Source organism: Aureimonas altamirensis, assembly GCF_023702225.1.
Taxonomy (GTDB): domain Bacteria; phylum Pseudomonadota; class Alphaproteobacteria; order Rhizobiales; family Rhizobiaceae; genus Aureimonas; species Aureimonas altamirensis_B.
In genome coordinates this window covers 72,167-96,170 of record NZ_JAMQCO010000004.1, presented here as the reverse complement: position 1 = coordinate 96,170, position 24,004 = coordinate 72,167, and the positions used below count along the sequence as shown (strand labels likewise).

22 protein-coding genes and 2 tRNA genes are annotated in these 24,004 nt (G+C 65.3%); 13 read left to right on the top strand and 11 right to left on the bottom strand.

Features of this window, described 5'->3' with window-relative positions; translation table 11 throughout:
• Positions 1-13: 13 nt before the first annotated feature.
• Genes NDN16_RS08005 through NDN16_RS07975 form a run of 7 tightly spaced genes read right to left on the bottom strand, consistent with a single transcriptional unit; the run spans position 14 to position 5,708 of the window.
• Entirely contained in the window at positions 14-628 is a 615-nt protein-coding gene (locus NDN16_RS08005) for a DUF1989 domain-containing protein (RefSeq protein WP_251113102.1), read from the bottom strand.
• Complete coding sequence (locus NDN16_RS08000) at positions 625-1,599, bottom strand: arginase family protein (RefSeq protein WP_251113101.1); 975 nt, start codon at positions 1,597-1,599, stop codon at positions 625-627. The genes NDN16_RS08005 and NDN16_RS08000 overlap by 4 nt, the downstream gene beginning before the upstream one ends.
• Complete coding sequence (locus tag NDN16_RS07995) at positions 1,596-2,414, bottom strand: amino acid ABC transporter ATP-binding protein (RefSeq protein WP_251113100.1); 819 nt, start codon at positions 2,412-2,414, stop codon at positions 1,596-1,598. The genes NDN16_RS08000 and NDN16_RS07995 overlap by 4 nt, the downstream gene beginning before the upstream one ends.
• Positions 2,411-3,130, bottom strand: a complete 720-nt coding sequence (locus NDN16_RS07990; RefSeq protein WP_251113099.1) for an amino acid ABC transporter permease — start codon at positions 3,128-3,130, stop codon at positions 2,411-2,413. Before NDN16_RS07990 ends, NDN16_RS07995 begins: the two co-directional genes overlap by 4 nt.
• Positions 3,130-3,792 carry an amino acid ABC transporter permease gene (locus tag NDN16_RS07985; protein ID WP_251113098.1) on the bottom strand — a complete coding sequence of 221 codons (663 nt, stop codon included), beginning with the start codon at positions 3,790-3,792 and terminating at the stop codon, positions 3,130-3,132. Before NDN16_RS07985 ends, NDN16_RS07990 begins: the two co-directional genes overlap by 1 nt.
• Before the next feature lie 57 nt (positions 3,793-3,849).
• Positions 3,850-4,704: a transporter substrate-binding domain-containing protein gene (locus NDN16_RS07980; protein WP_251113097.1), complete on the bottom strand. Its 855-nt coding sequence runs from the start codon at positions 4,702-4,704 to the stop codon at positions 3,850-3,852.
• Between the two features lie 35 nt (positions 4,705-4,739).
• Positions 4,740-5,708 carry an agmatinase gene (locus NDN16_RS07975; protein WP_435301072.1) on the bottom strand — a complete coding sequence of 323 codons (969 nt, stop codon included), beginning with the start codon at positions 5,706-5,708 and terminating at the stop codon, positions 4,740-4,742.
• Between the two features lie 188 nt (positions 5,709-5,896).
• Between NDN16_RS07975 and NDN16_RS07970 the strand changes: the two genes are divergently transcribed.
• A complete protein-coding gene (locus NDN16_RS07970) occupies positions 5,897-6,871 on the top strand; it encodes a LysR family transcriptional regulator (RefSeq protein WP_251113096.1) in 975 nt (324 codons plus the stop codon).
• Positions 6,872-6,891: 20 nt separating this feature from the next.
• On the opposite strand, the gene NDN16_RS07965 is transcribed toward NDN16_RS07970, so the two are convergent.
• Positions 6,892-6,965, bottom strand: a tRNA-Cys gene (locus NDN16_RS07965).
• Positions 6,966-7,045: 80 nt separating this feature from the next.
• Positions 7,046-7,378 (bottom strand): hypothetical protein, encoded by a 333-nt coding sequence (locus tag NDN16_RS07960; protein ID WP_251113095.1) that lies wholly within the window; start codon positions 7,376-7,378, stop codon positions 7,046-7,048.
• Between the two features lie 179 nt (positions 7,379-7,557).
• On the opposite strand from NDN16_RS07960, the gene NDN16_RS07955 reads away from it, so the two are divergent.
• The 7 genes from NDN16_RS07955 to NDN16_RS07925 all read left to right on the top strand — a co-directional run bounded on the left by NDN16_RS07955 (position 7,558) and on the right by NDN16_RS07925 (position 16,463).
• Positions 7,558-7,632 (top strand) — tRNA-Asn (locus NDN16_RS07955).
• 172 nt (positions 7,633-7,804) lie between these two features.
• Positions 7,805-8,455 (top strand): protein-L-isoaspartate O-methyltransferase family protein, encoded by a 651-nt coding sequence (locus NDN16_RS07950; protein ID WP_251113094.1) that lies wholly within the window; start codon positions 7,805-7,807, stop codon positions 8,453-8,455.
• Positions 8,456-8,684: 229 nt separating this feature from the next.
• Entirely contained in the window at positions 8,685-10,109 is a 1,425-nt protein-coding gene (locus NDN16_RS07945; protein ID WP_251113093.1) for a TolC family outer membrane protein, read from the top strand.
• 136 nt (positions 10,110-10,245) lie between these two features.
• Complete coding sequence (locus NDN16_RS07940; protein WP_251113092.1) at positions 10,246-10,920, top strand: PopZ family protein; 675 nt, start codon at positions 10,246-10,248, stop codon at positions 10,918-10,920.
• 115 nt (positions 10,921-11,035) lie between these two features.
• Positions 11,036-13,813, top strand: a complete 2,778-nt coding sequence (locus NDN16_RS07935) for a valine--tRNA ligase (protein ID WP_251113091.1) — start codon at positions 11,036-11,038, stop codon at positions 13,811-13,813.
• Positions 13,814-14,066: 253 nt separating this feature from the next.
• Positions 14,067-15,350: a long-chain fatty acid transporter gene (locus tag NDN16_RS07930; RefSeq protein WP_251113090.1), complete on the top strand. Its 1,284-nt coding sequence runs from the start codon at positions 14,067-14,069 to the stop codon at positions 15,348-15,350.
• Positions 15,351-15,665: 315 nt separating this feature from the next.
• Positions 15,666-16,463 carry a tetratricopeptide repeat protein gene (locus tag NDN16_RS07925; protein WP_251113089.1) on the top strand — a complete coding sequence of 266 codons (798 nt, stop codon included), beginning with the start codon at positions 15,666-15,668 and terminating at the stop codon, positions 16,461-16,463.
• Between the two features lie 7 nt (positions 16,464-16,470).
• Here the strand turns inward: NDN16_RS07925 and xth are convergent, their stop codons facing one another.
• Both xth and NDN16_RS07915 read right to left on the bottom strand, forming a co-directional pair.
• Entirely contained in the window at positions 16,471-17,262 is a 792-nt protein-coding gene (gene xth, locus NDN16_RS07920) for an exodeoxyribonuclease III (RefSeq protein ID WP_251113088.1), read from the bottom strand.
• Complete coding sequence (locus NDN16_RS07915; RefSeq protein WP_251113087.1) at positions 17,259-17,594, bottom strand: HesB/IscA family protein; 336 nt, start codon at positions 17,592-17,594, stop codon at positions 17,259-17,261. The genes xth and NDN16_RS07915 overlap by 4 nt, the downstream gene beginning before the upstream one ends.
• Before the next feature lie 122 nt (positions 17,595-17,716).
• On the opposite strand from NDN16_RS07915, the gene NDN16_RS07910 reads away from it, so the two are divergent.
• From NDN16_RS07910 to NDN16_RS07890, 5 genes are all read left to right on the top strand, one after another.
• Positions 17,717-18,913, top strand: coding sequence for a deoxyguanosinetriphosphate triphosphohydrolase (locus NDN16_RS07910; protein ID WP_251113086.1), 1,197 nt, complete (start codon positions 17,717-17,719; stop codon positions 18,911-18,913).
• A gap of 30 nt (positions 18,914-18,943) precedes the next feature.
• Positions 18,944-20,695 carry an arginine--tRNA ligase gene (gene argS, locus NDN16_RS07905; protein ID WP_251113085.1) on the top strand — a complete coding sequence of 584 codons (1,752 nt, stop codon included), beginning with the start codon at positions 18,944-18,946 and terminating at the stop codon, positions 20,693-20,695.
• A 196-nt stretch (positions 20,696-20,891) separates the two neighbouring features.
• A complete protein-coding gene (locus tag NDN16_RS21085) occupies positions 20,892-22,514 on the top strand; it encodes an SPOR domain-containing protein (protein WP_251113084.1) in 1,623 nt (540 codons plus the stop codon).
• Complete coding sequence (nagZ, locus tag NDN16_RS07895; protein ID WP_251113083.1) at positions 22,496-23,542, top strand: beta-N-acetylhexosaminidase; 1,047 nt, start codon at positions 22,496-22,498, stop codon at positions 23,540-23,542. Before NDN16_RS21085 ends, nagZ begins: the two co-directional genes overlap by 19 nt.
• Positions 23,543-23,717: 175 nt before the next feature.
• Positions 23,718-23,951: a twin-arginine translocase TatA/TatE family subunit gene (locus tag NDN16_RS07890; protein ID WP_251113082.1), complete on the top strand. Its 234-nt coding sequence runs from the start codon at positions 23,718-23,720 to the stop codon at positions 23,949-23,951.
• Positions 23,952-24,004: the final 53 nt, after the last annotated feature.

Genomic DNA, 24,004 nt, shown 5'->3' with positions numbered 1-24,004 from the left:
TGCATGAGACGCGTCATCCGCTAGCGGCACGGCGTACCAGAACGGGCACGTCGGCCGGCCGCCCGCCGTTTATGGGCGTCATGTCCTGCGGGCAGGAGGACAGGGCCACGACGCAATCCATGAGGGCGCGCAGCGTCACGAAATCTCCGGGGGCGCCTGCCGGCGCGCCCTGTGTCAGGCTGAAATCCGCGCCGATCGGAATGTTCATGAAAAGGTTCAGCGGTTGCGGAACGCGTGCGAGCGTGAAGCCTGCCGAGTCCATCGCCTGCCGCAGATTGTCGGCGCAGCTTCGATGCGGCTCCGTGCAGCCGAGATTGACGTAGCGTTGTGCGTCACAGGCCGCCATGATCGTGTCGTGGATGCCGGGGGATTGGTCGGCGACGACCGCAAGTATGGGAACGCGGCGATCGGTGACATAGGTGCCGCCCGCCTGGGCGCAGAGACGCCCGTTCTCTACGCGGCTGTGCTCCATCGACATGGCATGCGCCGGCTCGTGTGCACAGAAGGCCCAGGTATCCACTACCTGTGTACCGCTTTCGTTGACGATGGTGATCTCGTCGCCCTTCGACAGGCGGATCGCGAGCCCATGGCCGGCCTCGACGATGAAGCTTTCCGATCCGTCCGTCATGCCGGCACCGCCATTGCCCGGTCGCGCTGTTCCGCCCACCAGGGCTGGTTGCAGATGAAGCCGAGGAAACCCGTGACGACGAGGGCGCCCAGATAGGCCGTCGCACCGGTGCCGACGTCGAGCGGCGGATTGACCTCGACGAAGTCGAAGCCGCGGATGCGGTGCCGTTCCGCGATGGCCTTCAGGCTGTCCATCAGTTGCGGGAAGGTGAGGCCGTCCGGCTCTGCCGATACGCAGCCGGGCACGAGCGACATGTCCAGCGCATCGACATCGATCGTCACGTAGACGTCCGAGCCTTCGGGAAGAAGCGCGGCAATGCCGTCTGCGCCCAGGCGGCGGGTTTCGCTCATGCAGACGACCCGGTTGCCGCGCGCGCGCAACTCCTCGACATGCGTGCGCGTGGTGCGCAGCCCGCGAATGCCGACCTGGGTCAGCGAAAGGCAGGTCTCCATGCCCGTGATATGCCGGAAGGCGTGGCTGTTGGTGCGGTCGAGATCCTCGTCGATTTCGGCGTAATCCTGGTGCGCGTCGAACTGTATGACGTGCATTGGCGTGTCGAAGGCCTCGAAGATCGGATAAGTGACGGAATGGTCGCCGCCCAGCATCACGGGAAACAGGCCGGCATCCAGCATTTCGCGCACGCGGGCGGTAATCACCTCGAAGGTGCGTCCCGGATTGGCCGGGCGAATATCGACGTCGCCGCAATCGACGATCAGCCCCCGCGACAGTTCGGCGCCCAGATATTCCTCTCCCGTATCGGGATCGTAGAGCGGATCGCCATAGGGAAACCGCAGCGAATGCTCGCGGATGGCGCGCGGCCCCATGCGCGACCCCGGCAGGAAGGGCGAGCCTTCGTCGAAGGGAATGCCGAGAACGCCGATGGCGGCGCCGGCGTAGTCGGCGGGTGTCGCGGCGATGCGCGAACGCAGATAGCTGGGTATGCCCGTATAGGCCCGGTTGACCGTTTTCATGACGCGGCTCCTGAGGATGGGGTTGTATCGCGGAACTGGGGATGGAAGGCCGAAACCTTGTCGAAGAAGTCGGCGACGCGCGCATTGTCGCGCGAGCGTATGATCGTGCGCGGATCGCCATCGGCGATGATCCGGCCACGATCCATGAACATGAGGCGCGAGGCGATATCGCGGGCGAAACCCAGCTCATGCGTGACGACCAGCATGGTCATGCCACCTTGTGCGAATTCGTGCAGCAATTGCAGAACCTCGCCCACGAGCTCGGGATCGAGAGCCGAGGTCGGCTCGTCGAACAGCATGATCTCCGGCCCCATGGCCAGTGCCCGTGCTATGGCCACGCGCTGTTTCTGCCCGCCGGAAAGCGCGCCGGGTTGGCGGTCGGCAAGCGGCGTGATGCGCAGCCGGTCGAACAGGCGGCGTGCTTCCGCCTCCGCATCCGCGCGCGTGCGTCCGGCCACCACCATCTGGGGGCGAACCACATTTTCCATTGCGCTGAGATGCGGCCACAGGTTGAGCTGCTGGTACACCATGCCGATCCGCGGGCGGATGCGATCGATCTCTCGTGCGCTCTGCCGCCGGATCGCTCCCTGCGGGCTCAACTCCCGGCCGAGGAATCTGCCGCCAACTTCGACGAAGCCCTCGTCGGGCGGATCGAGCCAGAGAAGCGTGCGCAGGAGGGTGGATTTGCCGCAGCCGGATGGGCCGACGAGGCTGGCGACCTGCCCGCGCGGAATATCGAAATAGACGCTGTCGAGCGCGACGACGTCGCCGAAGCGCCGTGTCAGGTTGGTGGCGCGCAGGGCAGGGGCCGTCATCGCGCCGTCCTCCCCTCGAGGATGAGGTAGCGTGCCACGAGCGGCGACAGGCTGCGGCTGCCGCGTCCGGCGCCGAGACGGCGTTCCAGCCGGCCGGCAAGGAAACCAAAAATGCCGGTGATCAGCCAGTAGAATGCGGCGACCGCGATGAACACCTCGAAGGGGGCGAAGGTATTGCCCTGCACGACGAGGCCTTGGAACGTCAGTTCCGCGACGGTGATCGACGACAGGACGGAGCTCTCCTTGATCATCGTCATCGTACAGTTCACCACCGGCGGCACCATGGGCGCCAGAACCTGTGGCACCACGACGTTGCGCGCGGCGGCAGAGGGCGACATCCCGATGGCGCGCGCCGATTCCCATTGGCCACGGGGCAGCGACAGGACGCAGGCGCGGATGATCTCGGTGTAGTAGGCGCCGGCGAAGAGCGACAGGGCGACCGTGCCGTTGAACAGGGCCGGCATCCGCAGCCCGGCCGCCGGCAGGCCGTACTGCGTCAGGAAAACCAGGACGATGAAGGGGATGCCCCGCATGATCGTGACATAGGCGGCGACAAGCCAGCGCAGCGGCGCGATGGGCGACAGGGCAGCGATGGCGGCCAGCGTGCCGATGGTCATGCCGGCAAGGAAGGCGACGAAGGTTATCCGCAGCGTAAGCCAGGCGCCCTGAACGAAGAGGGGAAGATTGTCGACGAGGATGGCGAGGTCGAGGGGCATCAGCGGCGCTCCCTTGCGAAGCGGCGTTCCAGAAGCCAGCCGACGAAGGTGAGCGTCAGGTTGATCGCAAGGAACATGAGCGCAGCGGCGACGATGGGCTCGAACGGGCGGAAACGCGCCGCGCCGATCTGCTGTGCGACGCGCAGCGCCTCCACCACCGTGATGACGGCCAGAAGGGCCGTTCCCTTGACGATGACGGTACCCTCGTTGACGAGCATCGGCGAGATGCGGCGAAACAGTTGCGGCAGGATGACCCGGGCCCAGATGACCGGTCTCGAAAGGCCGAGCGCGGTCGACGCCTCGACCTGTCCCGCGTCGATCTCGGGCAGGGAGCCGCGCATGATTTCCGAAATGAAGAAGCTGGAATTCACAGCGATGGCGGCGATGCCCGCCACTTCCGGCGCGAGGCGGAAACCGGTTGCGGCGGGCAGGCCGTAGTAGACCAGGAATATCTGGATCAGGATGGGCGTGCCCCGGATGAAGGACAGCATCACCGCGATGACCGCGTTGACGGGCCGGACCTTCAGGGAGCGGACGATGGTCAGGAGCGTGCCGCCGACCAGCGCCAACGCCAGGGCGATAGCCGCGATGCGCAGGTTGACAAGCGCCGCCTCGCCGACGCGGGGCATGGCGGCGAAAACCAGATCGATGTCGAAATTCATGGAAAGCCACCTTGCCGGATGCAATGCCCCTCGGCGGGGCATCGGCCAATCGCGATGTCAGAGAGCGTCGGGCGGCAGGTAGCCTTCGTCCGGAATTTCCATGCGGAAGCCGAACCACTTCTCCTGAAGCTCGTAGAGGCGGCCGTCGTCACGCATCTTGTAGATGACCTGCGAGATGAAGTCGCGCAGGTCGGCGTCCTCGGGCCGTGTCACCCAGGCCTGGTAGGTCCATTGCACGCCGGTCTCGACCGGGGCGCCCACCTCGAACGTATCGGGATGCTCCTTCACCAGCACGGCGATGGAGGGCAGGGACTGGATCACCGCATCGATCTCGCCGGAGGCGAGCGCCGTGTAGCAATCGGTGTAGGCGGTATAGAGCTTCAGCTCCGCAAAGCCTTCGCCGGCGCCCTTCAGCCGCTCGTCCAGCGCGCGTGCGATCGGCTCGGCCGAGGATGCAAGCTGCGTGCCCACCACCTTCCCGGCCAACCCGTCTTCCGTTGGCGTGGCCTCGCCCTTCCGCACCAGGATGTAGGGCTGGCCGTTGGCGATGGGCGCGGTATAGGCATATTTGCGGGCGCGTTCCTCGTTGATCGAGACGGTGGTCGCCACGAAGTCGAAATTGCCGGCCAGAAGGCCCGGCAGGATGCCCTGCCACGGAAGGTCGAGCTGGTTCAGCTTGACGCCGAGCTCCTCGACGACCACGTCGAGTATATCCTTGCCGTAGCCGACGATCTGCCCGCTTTCGTCGACGAACTCGAACGGCGGAAAAGCCGCCTCGGTACCGACCGTCACCGTGCCGGCCGAGCGGATCTTGTCGAGCGTACCGCCGGCCGCGAAGCCGGACATGGGGAAGGCTAGGACGAGGCCTGTCGCCCCGACCAGAAGGCCGAGTTGGCGTCGGGTCATGTTCATGCGCTTTTGCTCCTGGCTGGGGGATCGAAACAGGTTCACCGGTCGAAATATCCGGCGCGGACGGCCGCGCCGATAAGGTTCACCGCCAGTCTCCCGGCGACTACGGAGGTGATGTTGTTGACGTCGCGCGCGGGGGTGATCTCGACGATATCCATGCCGACGACGCGGCCCTTGCCGACAAGGCCGTGGATGAGCCTGCGGCATTGATGGAAGGTCAGCCCGCCGGGGGCGGGGCCTTCGACGCCGGGCGCCTCCGATGGGTCGAGGCCGTCTGCGTCGATGGTGATGTAGTAGCGGCCACCGGCCGGAATGCGCGCCAGCACGGCATCGATGCCACCGTCATGCACCTCGAAGGCGGGGATGATCTGTGCCCCGTAGGCCATGGCCGCCTCGTACTCTTCCGGCCGGCCGCTGCCCTGGGCACGGATGCCGATCTGGAAGATCTCACCGATATGCGGCATTTCCGACGCCCTGCGGATCGGGCTGGAGAGGCCGTCATGAACGCCATTCACCTCGTTCCGCCAATCGATGTGCGCATCGATCTGCACAAGGGTGATCGGGTCTCCGCCAAGCTCCGACAGCGCACGGAATATGGGAATGGGAATGCCGTGGTCGCCGCCGAAGGTTATGGGCATCGCCCCGGCCCGGAGGATCTTTCGCACCGCTTCCTCGGCTCTGGCGAAATGCCCGCCGCCCGGCACTTCCAGGTCGTAGGGCACGTTGCCGACATCCACCGCGCGAACCGGCCGGTTGTCGTAGATCGGGCCGCCCACATCGAAGTCGTGCCGCTCGAGCGAACGCGAGACGCGATCCGTCATGCGGCGGATCGTGTCGGGCGCGTTGATCTGGTCGTTGCTGAGCGCGTCGGGCGTATAGGCGCTGCCATGGGGTATGCCCAGAAAGGCGATGTCGGCCGTGAGGGCGTCGAGGTCCGTTTCTACGGGGGAGTACAGGAAACTGCCGTATGACATGGCAGCGGGAACCGTCAGGGGCATTGTCGTCATCTTGGCATCTCTTCGGGCAGGCGCTGAAAACGAACGGTCGCTTCCGCATTGCGGCAGACCGTCGGCATGATTAAGAAATAACCAGACCTATTTTTTAATCTTTCATGGGGTGTGCCCGTTGAGAAGGACGAGTTTCGAGCCGCGGTTGCGGAATCTGCAACCAATCGTTCCGGCGTGATCGACAGCCGATGGCGCCGCGCCTTCTCAATCCGACGCATCGGCAGATCGGTGCCTTGTCGACGATCGACCTGCGGAACATGCAGCTTTTCCGCCAAGTTGCGGATGCCGGCGGCATCACGGCGGCCGTGGAGCGGTTCGGCATCGAGAAGACGGCAGCCAGCCGCGCCGTTCGTGCACTTGAGTTGAGGTTCGACGGCTCTTTATGCGCGCGCGGCCCCAAGGGGTTCGCGCTCACCGACTACGGGCGCGAGGTCTACGCGGCTGCGGCCGCCCTGGACGATGCCATGGACACGGCGCGCAACCGTATCAACCGTGCGCACCGGACGCTGGAAGGAGAGGTTCGCCTTGGCCTCTGCGACAACTGCCTGACCAACACGGACGCGAAGATTTCAGATGCGATCGAACTGTTCCAGCGTATGGCGCCTTCGGTGCGCCTGTCGCTGTCCATCTATCCGCCGGACCAACTCGTGCAGGCCATAGGGGACCGCGAGGTGCATCTGGGCGTCACCTCGGCCGAGCATGCGACCGGCGATACGCTGGTGGGCGAGCCGCTTTTTCTGGAGAAGACCCGCCTGTATTGCTGTCCGCGGCCCGGGGAGCCGGCGCCGCATCTGCACAGGCTCGCAGCGCGCGGCTACGGGGTGGTGGTTCGCCGTTTCACCAAGGAGGGTCCGGGCCGAATGTCCCGGCGCATCGCGGCGGCGTGGACATGCGAGGCAAGCGGCCTTGAGGCGGTCGCGACCTTGATCAACACGGGCCGATGCGTGGGCCTTCTGCCCGACCATTTCGTGGAGGGCACGCGGATGCGGCGGGCCTTCATCGTGGTTCCCGGCTCGGAAGACCTGGTGACCGTAACCGTCTTCTCGGTCGTGCACGAGAGAGACAGGATCGTGTCGCAGGCCGTGTCGGCCTTGCGCGAAATCCTGATCGACGTCGCGCGCAAAAATGGCACGGCCGCCAAGGCGCGGGAGATGCTGGGCTGAAGCGACGGGAGGGTATGGGCTGGAGGCCTCGGCCGGAATCGAACCGGCGTGCAAGGATTTGCAGTCCTCTGCGTAACCACTCCGCCACGAGGCCCCAACGGCGCTGTACCTACTGGCAGCCGGTGGGATGCGCAAGGGGCATTCTCATCGAATTCGCGGTTCGAGCCTCGCTATCTAGTGGCGGTGTCCCTTGCCCGTCGGCTCGATATGCGGAAGCTGCCCGACGATTCGTTGCGGACGCCCCTTACGCCGTCCCCAGCGCACCGTCGTACGCCGCCGCCAGCGGCGGACAGAGGCGAAATCGACAGAAAGGATCAGCAGGCCGACAGGAAGCATCCAGATGCCGAGGACGGGCAGGAAGCTGAAGACGCCTCCCGTCACGAAGGCGGCGCCCGTGGCGACCCGCGCCGGACGTGAAGCGGGCAGGCGTACGCTGCGACCGAAGACTTCGATCGCATTGCCGCGCAGCCTGACATAGCTGCCGCCGTTTCGCTTTTCCTTGTCCATGTCCGGTGATCAATCTTTCAACAAAAGTGCGTGCGCCCCACCAGTCCCTATAAGCGGGTAATCATGGCAACTTCTAGGGAGCCGACGTGACGAACGGGCCGATTTTTTTGCGATAGGGTGCTTGGCAAGACGGCGAGGGGTTTGCTATAGGCACCCTCGCTCAGGCAGAGCCAGAGCATTCCCCGGTAGCTCAGCGGTAGAGCAATCGACTGTTAATCGATTGGTCGCTGGTTCGAATCCGGCCCGGGGAGCCACTCCTCCTTATCTGCAGAAATATGGTGCCTGTGCAGCGCGGCTGCAAGCCGGCCTGGCCGCGTGCGGGGCGGTGAACGTTTGCGTGTGATTTCAGCCGGTCCGTCGGCCCTTGCACCCTACCGCCAGCGGATTTATGGAAGCCTGCATATCGGATCGCAGGAGACCGCCAGCATGGATTTCTCAGAGGCGCGTATCAAGATGGTGGACAATCAGGTCCGCACCTCGGACGTTACGGACCACGCGGTCCTGCGCGCCATGCTGACCGTGCCGCGCGAGCGCTTCGTCCCCGAGGACAAGCGGATATTCGCCTATATCGGCGATGAGATCTCGCTCGGCGGCGGCCGCTACCTGATGGAAGCCGCGCCTTTCTCCCGGCTTCTGCAACTGGCCCGGATCCGGCCCACGGACGTCGTCCTCGATGTCGGGTGCGGCCTCGGTTATTCCGCTGCCGTTCTTGCTGAAATCGCCGGCTCGGTCGTGGCGCTCGAGGAAGACGAGGCGCTTGCGGATGCGGCCACCCGCAACCTGAACGCCACCAACACCTTGTCCTCGGTCGTCGTCAGCGGCCCGCTGAACGAGGGGTATGCCAAGGAAGGCCCGTTCGATGTGATCCTTTTCGAAGGGGCGGTCGATGCGGTTCCGCCCGTCTTCTTCGACCAGCTTCGCGAGCGTGGGCGCCTCGTCGTCGTGGAAGGCCGCGGCAACGCAGCCGCGGCGCGGCTGTACTCCAAGGAGGACGGGATCGTCTCCAGCCGTTTTGCTTTCAATTGCAGCTTGCGGCCGCTGCCGGGTTTTGCCGCCAAGCCGCAATTCGTGTTTTAGGCAAGCAATTCGCGGTAGTGATAAAGGCGGCTGCGGACCGGATGGCGCATAACTGTTATCCATCGGTCACACCTGCAGCCCAAAAGGTGAATTGCAATTGGGTTCGCACTGGCGTCCGGTTAACGCAAAGTGCATTTCTTTGATGCTGAGGGGCGTGGCGCGTCGGTTGTCGTCGCCTGCGAGTAAATATGGGAGCGTCCGGTACGCTTCCGTCAAGCGGGGTATATCAATGCGGAAGAGTTTCTTCCTCACGTCGGCGATGTCGCTGGGCCTTCTCGTTGCCGGTATGGGAGGCGCAAGTGCCGACACCCTGCGCGAGGTTCTCGCCAAGGCCTACTCCAACAATCAATCGCTGAACGCGTCTCGTGCGGCCCTGCGCGCGACCGACGAGAACGTGCCGCAGGCACGCGCCGGCTTGCGGCCCACGCTTTCGCTGGGAGCCAGCGCCAGCGCGACGCGAAGCCGGACGACGCGTGGCGACGGCCTCCCTCGAATCAACGGCCGCGGCGGTGTCCTGAGCAGCGGCATCGAGCTGAACCAGGTTCTCTTCGACGGCTTCCAGACGCCGAACAATATCCAGTCAGCCCAGGCCGCCGTGCGCGCCGGTCAGGCGGATCTTGCCAACACCGTGCAGAATACGCTTCTTGACACGGTCACGGCCTACATGGACGTGATCCGGGATCGCCAGATCGCCGAGCTCCGCCGCCAGAACCTCGCCTTCCTTCGCGAGCAGGTGCGCGCTGCAAATGCCCGCTTCGACGTCGGCGAGGGTACGCGCACCGACGTCGCGCAGGCCGAGTCGGAAGAGGCCCTGTCGACGGCGCTGCTGAACAGCGCGCTCGCGCAGGTCGCCTCCAGCGAGGCGGTCTACCTGCAGGTGATCGGCGACCCCGCCGGAGACCTGTCGCCCGGCACGCGCCCGCCTTCGCAGCTCGAGCCGCAAAGCATCTCCAACGCGCTGGCGATCTCGCAGGCCGAACACCCCGCCATCGCCGCCGCCCTCTTCGCCGTCGATTCCGCCGCCTATGAGGTGAAGTCGCGTGAAGGCCGCGCCTTGCCGCAGGTGAGCGTGGGCGCTTCGGTCGACAACAGCTATTCCTCGACCTCGCCGGCCGGCGCGACCGGACTGCCGGGCGTCGACATCGATGTCGGCTCCAGCAACGAATTGTCCGCCAGCGTGGGCGCCACGTTGACGATACCCCTTTACCAGGGTGGTCTCGTCGCCTCGCAGGTGCGCCAAGCCAAGGAAGTGCTCGGCCAGCGCCGTATCGAGGTGGACAGCATCCGCGATCAGGTCCGCGCGGCCGTGGCATCCGCCTGGGCGCTTATTCAGGCGGCCGAAGCCAATGTGACCGGCTATCGGGCCCAGGTCGCGGCGGCCCGCCTGGCTTTGAACGGCGTTCAGGAAGAGCGCACGGTGGGCCAGCGCACCACACTCGACGTTCTCGACGCGCAGGCCGATGTCATCAGCGCGCAGATCCTGCTTGCCGGTGCGCAGCGCGACGTCATCGTGCGCTCCTATGAGCTGCTGTCGGCGGTCGGCCGCCTGTCGGCGACCCAGCTGGCGCTGAACGTCCAGACCTACGATCCGGAAATTCATTATCAGGCCGTGCAGAACAAATGGCACGGCATGAAGACTCCCGATGGTCGCTGACCACTAAGAAAGTGTTGAAAAATCCCCTCAAGGTTTAGTCGATAACCTTGGGGGGGATTCATGTGCGGCGGCTTGTCGGTTACGCTCTTCCCCATGATTCTCGCGGCCTTCGCGAGGCAATATCGGGGATTGCAGGATGCGTAGGGCAAATGGCGCAGCCGAGCCGTCGATGGACGAGATACTGGCGTCCATCCGGCAGATCATCGAAAGCAGCGACAGCGAGCGGATCTCGACGCGGAGCGTCGAGCCGGCTTATGCGGATGGCGTGGCCGGCACGGCGGCCGGAGCAGCCAACTGGAACGAGCAGGGCGAGGCGGCCTACACGCTACGGCCATCCTATGAGGGGTCCGTCGCCTATGATCTCGTCACCGACGATCGATGGTACCAGGAAGAGGCTGCCACCGAGCCGGAAGAGGAGTCCGGTGCCGAAGAGGGGCCCTGGGCCGGCGACAGCGACCCGCAGCCAGCCTTCGTCGCCGAGCCGGAGGAGTCGACACTTCCCGGCCATGCCGCCAATAACGACGATCCGCGCATGCGCGAGTATCGGGACGCCATCCTCCAGGACCAGCGATTCGACGACGCTTTCGCCAATTCCGAACCGCTGATCTCGGAAGATTCGGAAGCCGCGATCAACGCGTCCTTCGCCGAGCTGACGGAGGCGATCCGCGCCGGTGAACTGCGCTCCCTGGAAGAGATGGCGCAGGAGATGCTGCGGCCGATGATGCAGCAGTGGCTTGAAGAGAACCTGGCGCGCACCGTGCAGGAGATCGTGCGCGAGGAAATAAGACGCGCCGTTACCCGGGGGCGTTGATTCCGGCCCGGGCAAGCGCGCCGGCAAGCCGAAGCCACGGCCGTTTCCGTTGACAGGGCCGAAAGCTTGCCTGTAACCGATGGCCCACCAAGTCTGGCCGCAACGGACCCGCATCATGATCGAGAAGACATACGACGCCGCTCAGGTCGAGCCCCGTATCGCAAACCTGTGGGACGAGGCGGGTGCGTCGCGCGCCGGAGCCGGAGCGCGCCCGGACGCAAAGGCCTATTCGATCGTCATTCCCCCACCTAATGTGACGGGCTCGCTGCATATCGGCCATGCCCTCAACAATACGCTGCAGGACATTCTTGTGCGGCACAAGCGCATGCTGGGAGCGAATGTGCTATGGCAGCCCGGCCTGGACCATGCGGGCATCGCGACGCAGATGGTGATGGAGCGCCAGATGGCGGCCCGGGGAGAGCCCGGACGGCGCGAGATCGGCCGGCAGGCTTTCATCGACAAGGTTTGGGAGTGGAAGGCCGAGTCGGGGGGTTCCATCCTGGGCCAGCTTCGCCGGCTCGGGGCCTCATGCGATTGGTCCCGCGAACGCTTCACCATGGATGAGGGCCTGTCGCGCGCCGTGCGCAAGGTCTTCGTGCAATTGTACCGCGAAAGCCTGATCTACAAGGACAAGCGGCTGGTCAATTGGGATCCGAAGCTGCGGACCGCCATTTCGGACCTGGAGGTGGAGCAGCGCGAGATCCACGGGCATCTGTGGCACATCCGGTATCCGGTCGACGGGCAGTCCTACGACGCGTCCGACCCTTCGAGCTTCGTGGTGGTCGCCACGACCCGGCCGGAAACCATGCTCGGCGACAGCGGAGTGGCCGTCAATCCCGAGGACCAGCGCTACGAGGATCTTGTCGGACGCAAGGTGCGCATACCGCTCGTCGGGCGGCTGATCCCCGTCGTCGCGGACGATTATGCCGATCCGGAGGCGGGCTCCGGCGCGGTGAAGATCACCCCCGCGCACGACTTCAACGATTTCGAGGTGGGCCGCCGCAACGACCTGCGCGCTATCAACATCCTGGCGCCGGACGGCACCATATCCCTGCGCGACAATGTCGACTTCCTGGAGGGGCTCTACGCAGAAGACGGCGAGCGGGCCATCGGCATGTTCGAGGGGCTGGACCGCTTCACGGCGCGCAAGCTGCTTGTCGATTGGCTCGAAGAGGAAGGCTACCTCGCCAGGGTGGAGGACCATGTCCACATGGTGCCGCACGGCGACCGCGGCGGCGTGCCGATCGAGCCGTACCTGACGGACCAGTGGTACGTGGATGCGGCGACGCTCGCAGAGCCGGCGATCGCCAGCGTGCGCGCCGAACGCACGAAGTTCGTGCCCCGCAACTGGGAGAAGACCTATTTCGACTGGATGGAGAACATCCAGCCGTGGTGCATCTCTCGGCAATTGTGGTGGGGCCACCAGATTCCCGCCTGGTACGGCCCGGACGGGGAAATCTTCGTCGCCGAAGAGGAAGAGGAGGCCTTCGCCACGGCATTGGCCCATTATGTGGTGAACGGAACGCTCACGGATGCGGCGGCGCGCGCGTTGGCCGACGATCCGGACGGTATCCAGCAATTGCTGACGCGGGACGAGGACGTGCTGGACACGTGGTTCTCCTCGGCGCTGTGGCCCTTCTCGACGCTGGGCTGGCCTGACGAGACGAAGGAGGTCGCCACCTACTATCCGACCAGCGACCTCGTTACCGGGTTCGACATCATCTTCTTCTGGGTGGCACGGATGATGATGATGGGCCTCCATTTCATGGACAAGGAACCGTTCGACACCGTCTACGTGCACGCGCTGGTGCGCGACAAGACGGGCGCCAAGATGTCGAAGTCGAAGGGCAACGTCATCGACCCGCTCGAGCTGATCGACGAGTACGGGGCCGACGCGCTCCGCTTCACGCTAGCCATCATGGCGGCGCAGGGGCGCGACGTGAAGCTGGATCCGCAACGCATCGCCGGCTATCGCAATTTCGGCACCAAGCTCTGGAACGCCACGCGCTTCGCCGAGATGAACGGTGCGGTGCACGGCCAGGCCTTGTCCGCAGAGGATGTCCGGCTTCCGCTGAACCGGTGGGTGCTGACCGAATTGTCGCGCACCGTATCGAGCGTCGACGAGGCGCTGGCCGCCTATCGGTTCAACGATGCGTCCGGTGCGCTATACCGATTCGTCTGGAACACCTACTGCGACTGGTACCTGGAACTCGCCAAGCCTGTCTTCATGGCCAACGATCCGCAGGCCCAGCAGGAAACACGGCTCGTCACGGGCTATGTCCTCGACAGGATCTACGCGCTGCTTCATCCGTTCATGCCCTTCCTGACGGAAGAGCTCTGGTCGGTGACCGCGCCCGGGGATGGTGGCCGGCCCGCCATGCTGTGCCTGTCGGAATGGCCCAAGGACGATTTCACGGACGAAGCATCCGCCGCCGATATCAACTGGTTGATCGACCTCGTGACCGAAATCCGCTCCGTGCGGGCTCAGATGAATGTGCCGCCGGCCGCCGAAATCCGGCTCCTGGCTCTCAACGCCGACGAGGCCACGTGCGAAAAGCTGGTCCGTCATGAGGCATCGCTGCGGCGGTTGGCACGCCTGGCCGATATCGAGAATGCGGCGCAGTCTCCGGATAATGCCGCACAGATCGTCAGTGCCGGCGTCGCATACGCGCTTCCGCTGGAGGGCATCATCGACATCGCAGCCGAGAAGGCGCGGCTTGCCAAGGCCATCGCCAAGTTGAACGATGAAATCTCACGCATAGACAAGAAGTTGCAGAACGAGCGTTTCGTGGCCAACGCTCCCGAGGATGTGGTCGAGCAGGAGCGTGACAAGCGTTCGGCCTACGAGCAGGAGCGCGATGCGCTTGCACTGGCGGCACAAAGCCTTGGCTGAACCTGTTGTTCCGTTGCAACATACATAGCTAACTCTTCCGTAAACGGAAGAACGATGCAGGCAGGTGGCGGCAGCTTCCTGCCTGTTTTTTGTAAGATAAACAAAAGGAAATGGAAGATTTCTAATATCGGGCCTTAGTATTCAGGATTTGTCTGCACCGATACCGCCGGTGTTGCAAATTCTGCGCGACATCATACCGTCGCATGAAAGGAATGTCGGCGCTTGGCGGCATCCATAAGGGGGGGAATTCAACATGCGTAAACTGGGTGGGCTTCTGGCATCGGCCGCGATGTTCGTGGCAGCGGGATCGGGCGCCGCTTCGGCGGCGGGCTTCCAGCGTGGTATCGCCGATACGGATATCCTGTACGAGCCGGGGATGTTCTCGGCTCGCTTCGGCCTGACCTATGTCAGCCCCGAGCGCGGTTTCTCGTCCATCGAAGGCGTGTCCGGCGATTACGGCCAGTATACCGGCAGCTACCGCCTGCCGAGCCCCGCCATCAAGTTCGGGAACGGGCCCTTCGCCTGCGCCGGCACCTACATCGAAAGCTTCGCGGCGGAAGCGAATTACTCCGGCTTGCCGGGCGGTGCGCAACCTGCAAGCGACACCGGATCGGCCGTGCGCGACCTCGGCTTCGATTCCAACGAGTGGGGCCTTACCTGCCGCGCCAGTTACGATGCGGATATCGGCCGCTTCAGCCTGTTGGGCGGCGTTTTCTTCGAGGACTTCAACTTCGAGGGTACCAGCCTTGGCTCGACCCCGACGGGCACGACGCTCCCGAACGGCCTTCCCGTCCGCCTGCCGATCTCGCTCTCGGTCGATGCCCGCAGCGACTATGAGACCGGCTATCGCGTCGGCCTGGCCTACGAGAAGCCGGAGATAGCCCTTCGCGCGCAGATACTCTATCGCTCCGAAGTGAAGCACGATCGGCCTGAAGGCACCGGTGTCGCAACTGTCAGCGGCCCTGCCTTCGTCATCAACCCGCTGACGGGCGCCACGATCCAGCTTCCCAGCTCGCCGCTCATTCCGGCTCCCGGTACGGCCGTCACCAGCGGCGAGGCGTTCCTGAACACGGTAACGAGCCCGCAGAGCCTGTATGTGAATTTTCAGACCGGCATTGCGGAAGATACGCTGCTGCTGGCCAGCTTCCGCTGGACGGATTGGAGCACCAACCGCAACGTCCTGACCAACTACGTCTCTGCCCGTGGCACGAGCCAGAACGACAGCCCCTACTACTGGGATGACGGCTACACCGTACAGGTCGGCCTCGGCCGCGCCTTCAACGACCAAATCTCAGCAGCCGTCATGCTGGGCTATGACAGCGGTGTCTCCACCGGAGCGGAAACGACCTATACGGACCTCTATACGGTGTCCGGCGGCGTCTCATTCAAGCAGAACTTCGGCGAGATTCGCGTCGGCGGCCTGGTCGGCTACTGGACCGATGGATCGCAGTCGGTGGACAGGGGCGCCATCTTCAACGCCGAAGTCGGGGACGACTGGGTTTACGCTGCAACCGCATCCTTCAAGCTGAACTTCTAAGATCGGCAATAAGTGATTGCTGAAACTGGGGTGCGCGAGTATTTTGCGCACCCTTTCTGCCGTTTGGGTATCGCCTGGGATTGGTAACGAAGCGTTTTCCATCCCAGCTCCGCAGCAACCTATGTTGTCCGGCGGCAACACCATTGCAAAACAGCATCGGCTATAGATTCGAACACTGGCAATGCCGCGCTGCTGCCATAAACGGGCATCACTTCAAATGCCGACACGGCAGATTGAAGCTTCCGTCATGGAACCTGCTGCCGGCATCGATGGAACGGGTGGAGCATCGCGGTGAGGCATGTCGTGGGACGGGTAATGGGTTGCTTGATGGTGCTGACCGCCAGCACCGCCGCCCCGATTCCAGCCCATGCTCTGGATGCCCCGTTCGACGAGATCACCGGCATGTCGCCGGGAGAGGTCTTCGCGCTCGGTTTCAATGCCTACAAGCGCGGCGAGAAGGTGGAGGCGTTCGAGGCTCTCCGCTTCGCCGCCGACCAGGGCCACCCCGGTGCCCGCTGGAAACTCGGGCAGATGTATGCCGATGGCGACGGCGTGCCCGAGGACGACTATCAGGCGTTCCAGATGTTCGAGCGGATCGTCCGCGACCAGGATGACGAGACGTCCGGATCCACCAACGCGGCCTATGTGTCCAGCGCGGTGATCGCGCTGGCCGAGTATTTCCGCAAGGGAATACCCGGCACGCCCGTTCACGAGGATGCAGCGCAGGCGCGTGCCTTGTACAGCCACGCCGCTTCCTATTTCGGCGATGCGCGCGCCCAGTTCGAGCTTGGGCGCATGCTTCTGGCGGGCGAGGGTGGCAAGGCCAACGCGCGCCAGGCCGCGCGATGGCTCAAGCTGGCTTCTCACAAGGGCTTTCCGCGGGCCGAGGCGCTGCTGGGCTACCTGATCTTCGATGGCAAGGCCATCGCCATCCGGCCGGAGCCCGTGCGCGGCCTCGCCATGCTGACGCGCGCATTGCGCGACGCCGCTCCGGACGAGCGAAGCTGGATCCAGCCCTTGCAGGAAGAGGCGTTCTCGCTCAGCAGCGAGGACGAAAGGCGCACGGCACTGGCCTTCTCTCAGTCCGAAGGTCCCCTGATCGACCTTCCCTGATTTTTCGTCAGTGGAACTCCGCCACAACGGGGACGTGATCGGAGGGCTTCTCCCATCCGCGCACATGCGCATCGATACCCACCGAACGCAGCCGCGATGCCGCTTCCGGCGATAGAAGCAGATGGTCGATCCGGATGCCGTTGTTCTTCTGCCAGGCGCCCGCCTGGTAATCCCAGAAGGTGAAAATCTCCTTCCGGTCGGTCGTGGCGCGGACGGCGTCCGTCATGCCGAGGTTGACGAGGCGGCGATAGGCGGCCCGGCTTTCGGGCTGGAACAGCGCGTCGTCGACCCATGCAGCCGGGTTCTTCGCGTCCTTGGGCTCCGGAATGATGTTGTAGTCTCCGGCCATCACAAAGGGGATTTCCTCTTCCAGCCGCCGCGCCGCATGGGCCTCGAGCCGGCGCATCCAGGCCAGCTTGTAGTCGAATTTCTCCGTTCCCATGGGGTTGCCGTTCGGCAAATAGAGGCACGAGACGCGAATTCGGCCCCCATCGGCCAGGGGAAACAGCCCTTCGATGAGTCGCGACTGGACATCGTCGTCGTCGCCCGGCAGGCCGCGCTCGGCGCCCATCTCCAGCGGCGCCCGACGCGACAGGAGCGCAACGCCGTTGAAGCCTTTCTGGCCGTGGGTTTCGACGTGATAGCCGAGTGCTTCGATCTCGTTGCGGGGAAACCCTTCGTCGACGCTTTTGATTTCCTGCAGGCAGGCGATGTCGGGCTTGCGTTCGGCGAGCCACGCTAGAAGCGCGTCGATCCGCGCCTTGACGCCATTGATGTTCCAGGTCGCGACCAGCGTCATATGGAGAAGCTCGTACCACAGCCACAGGACGCCACGGCGTTGGGATTGCGGATCTGGAAGGATTGCCCCATCAGATCGTCCACGAAGTCGACGACCGACCCTTCCAGATAGGGAAGGGATATCTGGTCGATGAGCACGCGGGCGCCATCGCGCTCGATCACGAGATCGTCCGGTTCGCCGGTCTCGGTAAGATCGTATTTGTACGAGAAGCCGGAGCAGCCGCCGCCCTCGACCGATATGCGAAGCGCATTGGCGCCGCCGGCAGAGCTGAGGATGGTGGAGATGCGCTTGATCGCGGCGTCCGATACCTGAACCGTGGTGCCGTCGCTCATGGACGTTTCCGGGGCATCCGCCCCGGCCTCTTCTTGTTGGAACAACGCTCCTAAAGTATGGACGCCCCAGCGCCGGGTCAACGGCGCGCCGGCGGGTATGGGCCGCAGCCGAAAGGAAGCCGATGGCGCACGATCTTGAGCACGGGTTCGGACGCGAGCCGCTGGCGTCCTTCGCCACGGACGCGGCCGGCTCTCGCGGGCGGCTCGTGGCGGAAGCCGCCAGCCCGACGCGTACGCCGTTCCAGCGCGATCGCGACCGCATCGTTCATTCCACCGCATTCCGTCGTCTCAAGCACAAGACGCAGGTGTTCGTCTCGCACGAGGGAGATCATTTCCGCACCCGCCTGACGCACACGATCGAGGTTTCGCAGATCGCCCGGGCGCTGGCCCGTGCGCTGCGGCTGGACGAGGACCTGACCGAGGCGCTGGCCCTTGCGCATGATTTCGGCCACACCCCGTTCGGCCACGCCGGGGAACGGGCGCTGGACCGGTGCATGGACGGGCAGGGTGGCTTCGATCACAATGCGCAGACATTGCGGATCGTGACCGCGCTGGAGCGCCATTACGCGGCCTTCGACGGGCTCAACCTGACATTCGAGACGCTGGAGGGGCTGGTCAAGCATAATGGCCCGCTGACCGGGCCACGCTCCGGGGGGCGGCCCGTCGCGCCGCCCATCCTGCAATTCGATGCGGTCTTTCCGCTGGACCTCGGCCGGTTCGCCAGCCTGGAGGCGCAAGCCGCGGCGATATCCGACGATATCGCCTACAACACGCACGATCTGGACGATGGATTGCGCGCCGGACTGATCGAGTTGGGCGACCTGGAGGAGCTTCCGCTGGCCGGCTCGATCCTTGCCGAGGTGCGACAGGCGTGGCCGGGCCTTTCCCCCGCGCGCACGGGGCACGAGATCATGCGACGGCACATTACACGCATGGTGGAGGACGTCCTGTCGCAAACGACGCTGCGCCTGCGCCAGGACGGCATCCGCTCGCTTGGCGACGTGCGCGACAATGCGCGCGAAATCGTGGCCTTTTCCGGTGGCATGCGACGCGCCGTCGATGAAACGCGCAGTTTTCTGTTCCGCAGGGTTTATCGCAACGAGACGGTGATGCGCGTGATGCGGCGCGCCGAAGGCGTGGTCGAGAAATTGTTCGAGGCCTATCTGGCCGCGCCCCGCGAGATGGGAACAGGATGGGGCGCCGAGGAGACCACGGGCGCCGGCGCACGAACTGTGGCGGATTATCTTGCGGGGATGACGGACACCTACGCCCTGGCGGAATACCGCCGTCTGTTTGACGAAACCGTCGATTTGCGTTAGGCGCGCCGGTCTGAACAGGCTGGGAACGTCATGAACGTCTTTACCGATTTCGAGGCGCGGGTGCGCAGTGCCGTCGCCTCCGTCGACGCATCCGCGGAGCTTTCCGAGGCCGAGCTGGCGCGCGTAACGGTAGAGCCCCCGCGCGATCCGAGCCACGGCGACCTGGCGACCAATGCTGCGATGGTGCTCGCCAAGCCCCTGGGGCGAAAGCCGCGCGAGCTGGCCGAAGAGCTTGCCGAGCGACTGCGTCCGGATACGGACGTTCTGGCCGCTGAAGTGGCCGGCCCCGGCTTCATCAATCTGCGCCTGTCGCCCGCCTATTGGCATCGCCATCTCGCGGCGCTGCTGGCGCTGGGCGAGGATTACGGGCGCGGCGCCCCCACGGGCCGCCGCGTGAACGTCGAATACGTTTCCGCCAACCCGACCGGCCCGCTGCATGTCGGCCACTGCCGCGGCGCGGTGGTGGGCGACGCCATCGCGAATATCGGCGCCTTCGCCGGCGACGAGGTGGTCAAGGAATACTACATCAACGATGCGGGGGCGCAGATCGGCGTGCTCGCGCGGTCGGCCTACCTGCGCTACCGCGAGGCGCTTGGCGAGGAGATCGGGGAGATCCCGGCCGGCCTCTATCCCGGCGACTATCTGAAGGCCGTGGGTGTGGCGCTGGCGATCCGCTACCAGCGCACGCTTCTCGATATGCCCGAGGCCGAATGGCTGCCCATCGTATCGGACTATTCGATCGACGCGATGATGCTGTCGATCCGCGATGACCTGAAGCTCCTCGGCATAGAGCATGACGTCTTCTTTTCGGAGCGCACGCTGCACGCGGACAATGGCGGGCGTATCGCCACCGCCGTCGAGGCCCTGCGCGAAAAGGGCTACGTCTACCAGGGCACGCTGCCGCCGCCGAAAGGGCAGACGCCGGAAGACTGGGAAGACCGCGAGCAGACCCTGTTCCGCTCCACCGAGGTGGGCGACGACATGGATCGGCCGCTGGTCAAGTCTGACGGCAGCTACACCTATTTCGCGGCCGACGTCGCCTATTTCGCCGACAAGTTCGCGCGCGGCTTCGACGAGATGGTCTACGTGCTGGGCGCCGACCACGGCGGTTACGTCAAGCGTCTGGAGGCGGTGGCCCGTGCAGTTTCCGGCGGAACGGCCAAGCTGGACGTGGTGCTGTGCCAACTGGTCAAGCTGTTCCGCAACGGCGAGCCGGTCCGCATGTCGAAGCGCGCCGGCGACTTCGTCACCCTGGCCGACGTCGTGGCCGAGGTCGGGCGCGACCCCGTGCGCTTCATGATGCTGTTTCGCAAGAGCGACGCCCCGCTGGATTTCGACTTCCAGAAGGTGACCGAGCAATCGCGCGAGAATCCCGTCTTCTATGTCCAGTATGCCTACGCCCGGACAGCCTCCATCATGCGGCAGGCCGAGGCGGAGGGGATCTCGGATATCAACTTCTCGTCGCTGGATGCCGAGACCGTCTCCCGCCTATCCGACGACAGCGAGCTGGCGCTGATCCGCAAGTTGGCGGAGTTTCCCCGGTTGGTCCGGCAGGCCGCGGAAGCGAAAGAGCCGCACCGCGTCGCATTCTACCTGTACGATGTCGCGCAGACGTTCCACAGCCAGTATAATCGCGGCAAGGATCAGCCGGATTTACGCTTTGTTAGGTCTGACGATCCGATATTGACCGCAGCGCGTCTCGGGCTTGTACAGGCAGTTGCGCTCGTCATCGGCCGTGGGCTTGCGCTGGTCGGCGCATCCGCACCACGGGAAATGCGCTGACGAGCCATCATGTTTTCACCAAGATCATCCCCTAGCGCGTTGTATTATTAGCGGAAGTTCCGCCTTGCCGAAGGCAGGCGGGCCGGGAAGGGGACCCCGCCTCAGGCAAGGCCAGTACGTGTGCCGGCTTGCGCCGCCGCTGTGACCTGCCATGGGCGTGGCTTCTATTCCCGCAAGAGCATGGTAGGGAGTCAGCGTGAGGGAACCGCCAGTTTCTCGCTTCATCAGTCGGGCGACCCCGCAGGCATCCGGCGACATGCCGGCGGAGCCGCGCGCAACTGCCGGCCAGGTGCCCGTCCAGGTGCCTGGGCAGCGCGCCGTGGGCGCTCGTCAGCCACGCGAGATGGATGCGGCCCTGTTCAACCTCAGCGAGCCGGCCCAGCCGCGCGACGCTTCCCCGGCCGAGACGGCGTCCTTCGTTCCGGCCTCGCATGTTTCCGCCTATGCGCAGCAGCCCGAAGCTGCCCCGGTGCTGGACGATTTCGACAGGCTGATCGCCAGCGAGATGGCGGCCATGGGGGCGGGGGCATCCGCCGCCCAGGGGGCGCAGCCTGCTGCCTTTTCCGATTACGATATCGCCTTCACCCACAACGGTGCCGGCGCGGTACCGGTCGACACGGCTTACGAAGCCGCCGGCGCGGATGATTACGACCAGAGCTACGACGATCCGGCACAGGCCACCGGCGCGCCGGTGGCGCGTCGTCGCGCGCGTCCGCACGGACCTGCCGCAGTCGGCGGCGGTGTCCGACGCGGCGTCACCTTCGTCTCCGGCGTGGCCGGCGTCGCCCTCATCAGCATTGCCGCCGCCGTCGCCTGGAACAGCCTGTTCGGCGGCGGAGGCGGCAGCGGCGAACCGCTGGTCATCGCAGCCGATACCCAGCCGTACAAGACCCGGCCGGAAGATCCGGGCGGTCGGGAGATCCCGAACCAGAACAAGGCCGTCTACCAGCGCGCCACCGGACAGAGTGCGCAAGCGCCGACGCAGGAGGCGCTGATCGCCTCCGAGGAGGAGCCCGTCGACATCTCCGCCGAAGACGCGTTCGAGTTGCCGGGCGTGGCGATCGGCCAGAACAGCATACCGCTGAACGAAAGCGACCTCGATGCGCGGATGGCCGCGCTTGCCGGCGATGACGGCGCCGCAGCCCCTGCGCCCGAAGGGGCGACGGGCGTGCTGGAGCCGCGCCGCGTTCGCACCGTCGAAGTGCGCCCGGACGGAACGATCGTCGGAGCCGCGGCTTCGACGCCGGCCGCCGCCGCATCCGAGGGCGATCCGTCTGCCGGGCAGGCATCGGCCGAGGCAGACCCGATGGCGGCGCTGATCGCATCCGCCACGGCCGAGCGGGATGCGCTCGCATCCGGCCAGGTCTCGCTGCCGACGTCCATGCCGGCGGCCCAGCCGCTGCCGGTGGAGCCGCCATCGGCCGAGGCGCTGCCGCCGGAGGTCAGCGTCGTGCCGACGCCTGCGCCCGCCCGTCGTCCGGCCGCCGCTCCGGAGCCTTCCGCCTCGGCGGCTTCCACTGTAACGGCGCTCGCGCCGGAGCCTCGCCCCGCTCCGATGCCGGCGGCGCCGACCGGATCGGGGTTCTACGTCCAACTGTCGGCCCAGCCGAGCGAGGCACAGGCGCGGCAAGCCCTGCGCGATGCTTCGCTGCGCTACGCCAACATCCTCTCCGGGACGCGGCTCAGCATCCAGAGCGCCGCGGTGGAGAATCGCGGGACATTCTATCGCGTCAGGGCCGAAGCGCCGAGCTTCGCAGAAGCGGAGCAGGTCTGCAGCCGGTTGCAGCGCGCCGGGGCCGAATGCTTCGTGACACGCTGACCGGGATGGACAGGAAAGCTTGGATATCCGGCTGTTCGGGGGCGGTACTGACGCCGGACGAGCGCCGTTTCTTCGCTGATGAGCGGCCCTGGGGCTTCATCCTGTTCGGCCGCAATGTCGAAAGCGCCGAGCAACTCACGGCACTTTGCGCAGAGTTGCAGGAGTTCGGCGACGGGCAACCGATTCCCATCTTCATCGATCAGGAAGGCGGGCGCGTGCGCCGGTTGAAGCCGCCATTGGCCCATCCGCTGCCGGCCGGGCGCGCCCTTGGTGCCGTCTACGACCGGGATCGGCAGGCCGGGATCGCCGCCGCCACCGCGCATGGCCGCCTTCTGGCGGCGGACCTGAGGCGCTACGGCATCAATGCCGATTGTATTCCGTGCCTCGACCTCGCCTTCGACGGCGCGCACAGCGTCATCGGCGACAGGGCCCTGTCCGCCGATCCGGACGCCGTCGCCGCGCTTGGCCGCGCAATGGCGGAAGGCGCGCTGTCGCAGGGCGTGCTGCCGGTCATGAAGCACCTGCCGGGCCATGGCCGCGTCCAGGTCGACAGCCATTACGATCTTCCGCAGGTGGACGCGGACCGTGCGGTGCTGGAGGCGCAGGACATGCGGCCCTTCAAGGCCCTGTCCGACCTTCCGGCCGCCATGACCGCCCATATCCTCTACGAGGCGATCGACCGGACGAGGCCCGGAACGCTGTCGCCGACGGTCATACGGGATACGATCCGCGGCGCGATCGGGTTCGACGGGCTTCTGATGACCGACGATATCTCGATGAAGGCGCTGTCCGCGCCCATTGCGGTATCGGCGGCGCAGGCGATCGAAGCCGGCTGCGATATCGTTTTGCATTGCAATGGCGACCTGGCGGAGATGCGCGCCGTGGCCGGCGCGGTGCCTTCCCTTTCGGGGCAGGCCAAGCGCCGCGCGGCGCATGCGGCGGCACTGATCGGCCAGCCGGTGGACGCTCCTGTCGATGTCGCGGAAGTTTGGTCGGAATATCAAGGGCTTGTCGAGGCGGTTGCCTGACGTTCCGTCGTTTATTGGCCATGATCGCGCCGTAAACGGGAATTTCATCGCGCCGTCCGGGATTATGTCTTCATTGGCCACCATCTCGCGTTGATCTGCGGTGGATAATGGTGTTTGAAGTTGTCAGGCCATGCCGGGCGGCGGGGCATTCGAAATCGCATCCAGGAGAAGCAGAATGGGCAGTCTCAGCATCTGGCATTGGTTGATCGTCCTCGCGGTCGTATTGCTGCTGTTCGGCCGTGGCAAGATCCCCGAATTGATGGGCGACGTCGCCAAGGGCATCAAGAGCTTCAAGAAGGGCATGGCCGACGAGGACACGCCCGAGGCGGCGCAGGAGCGTCGCAACCTGGAGCACAAGGAGGGCGAAATCCTCCACCGCGACACCACGGCTGAAAAGACGCATAGCTGATCCCGCGCTTTCGGCGGGCTTCGGCCCGCCGGCCGGTAACGCATATTCCGCTA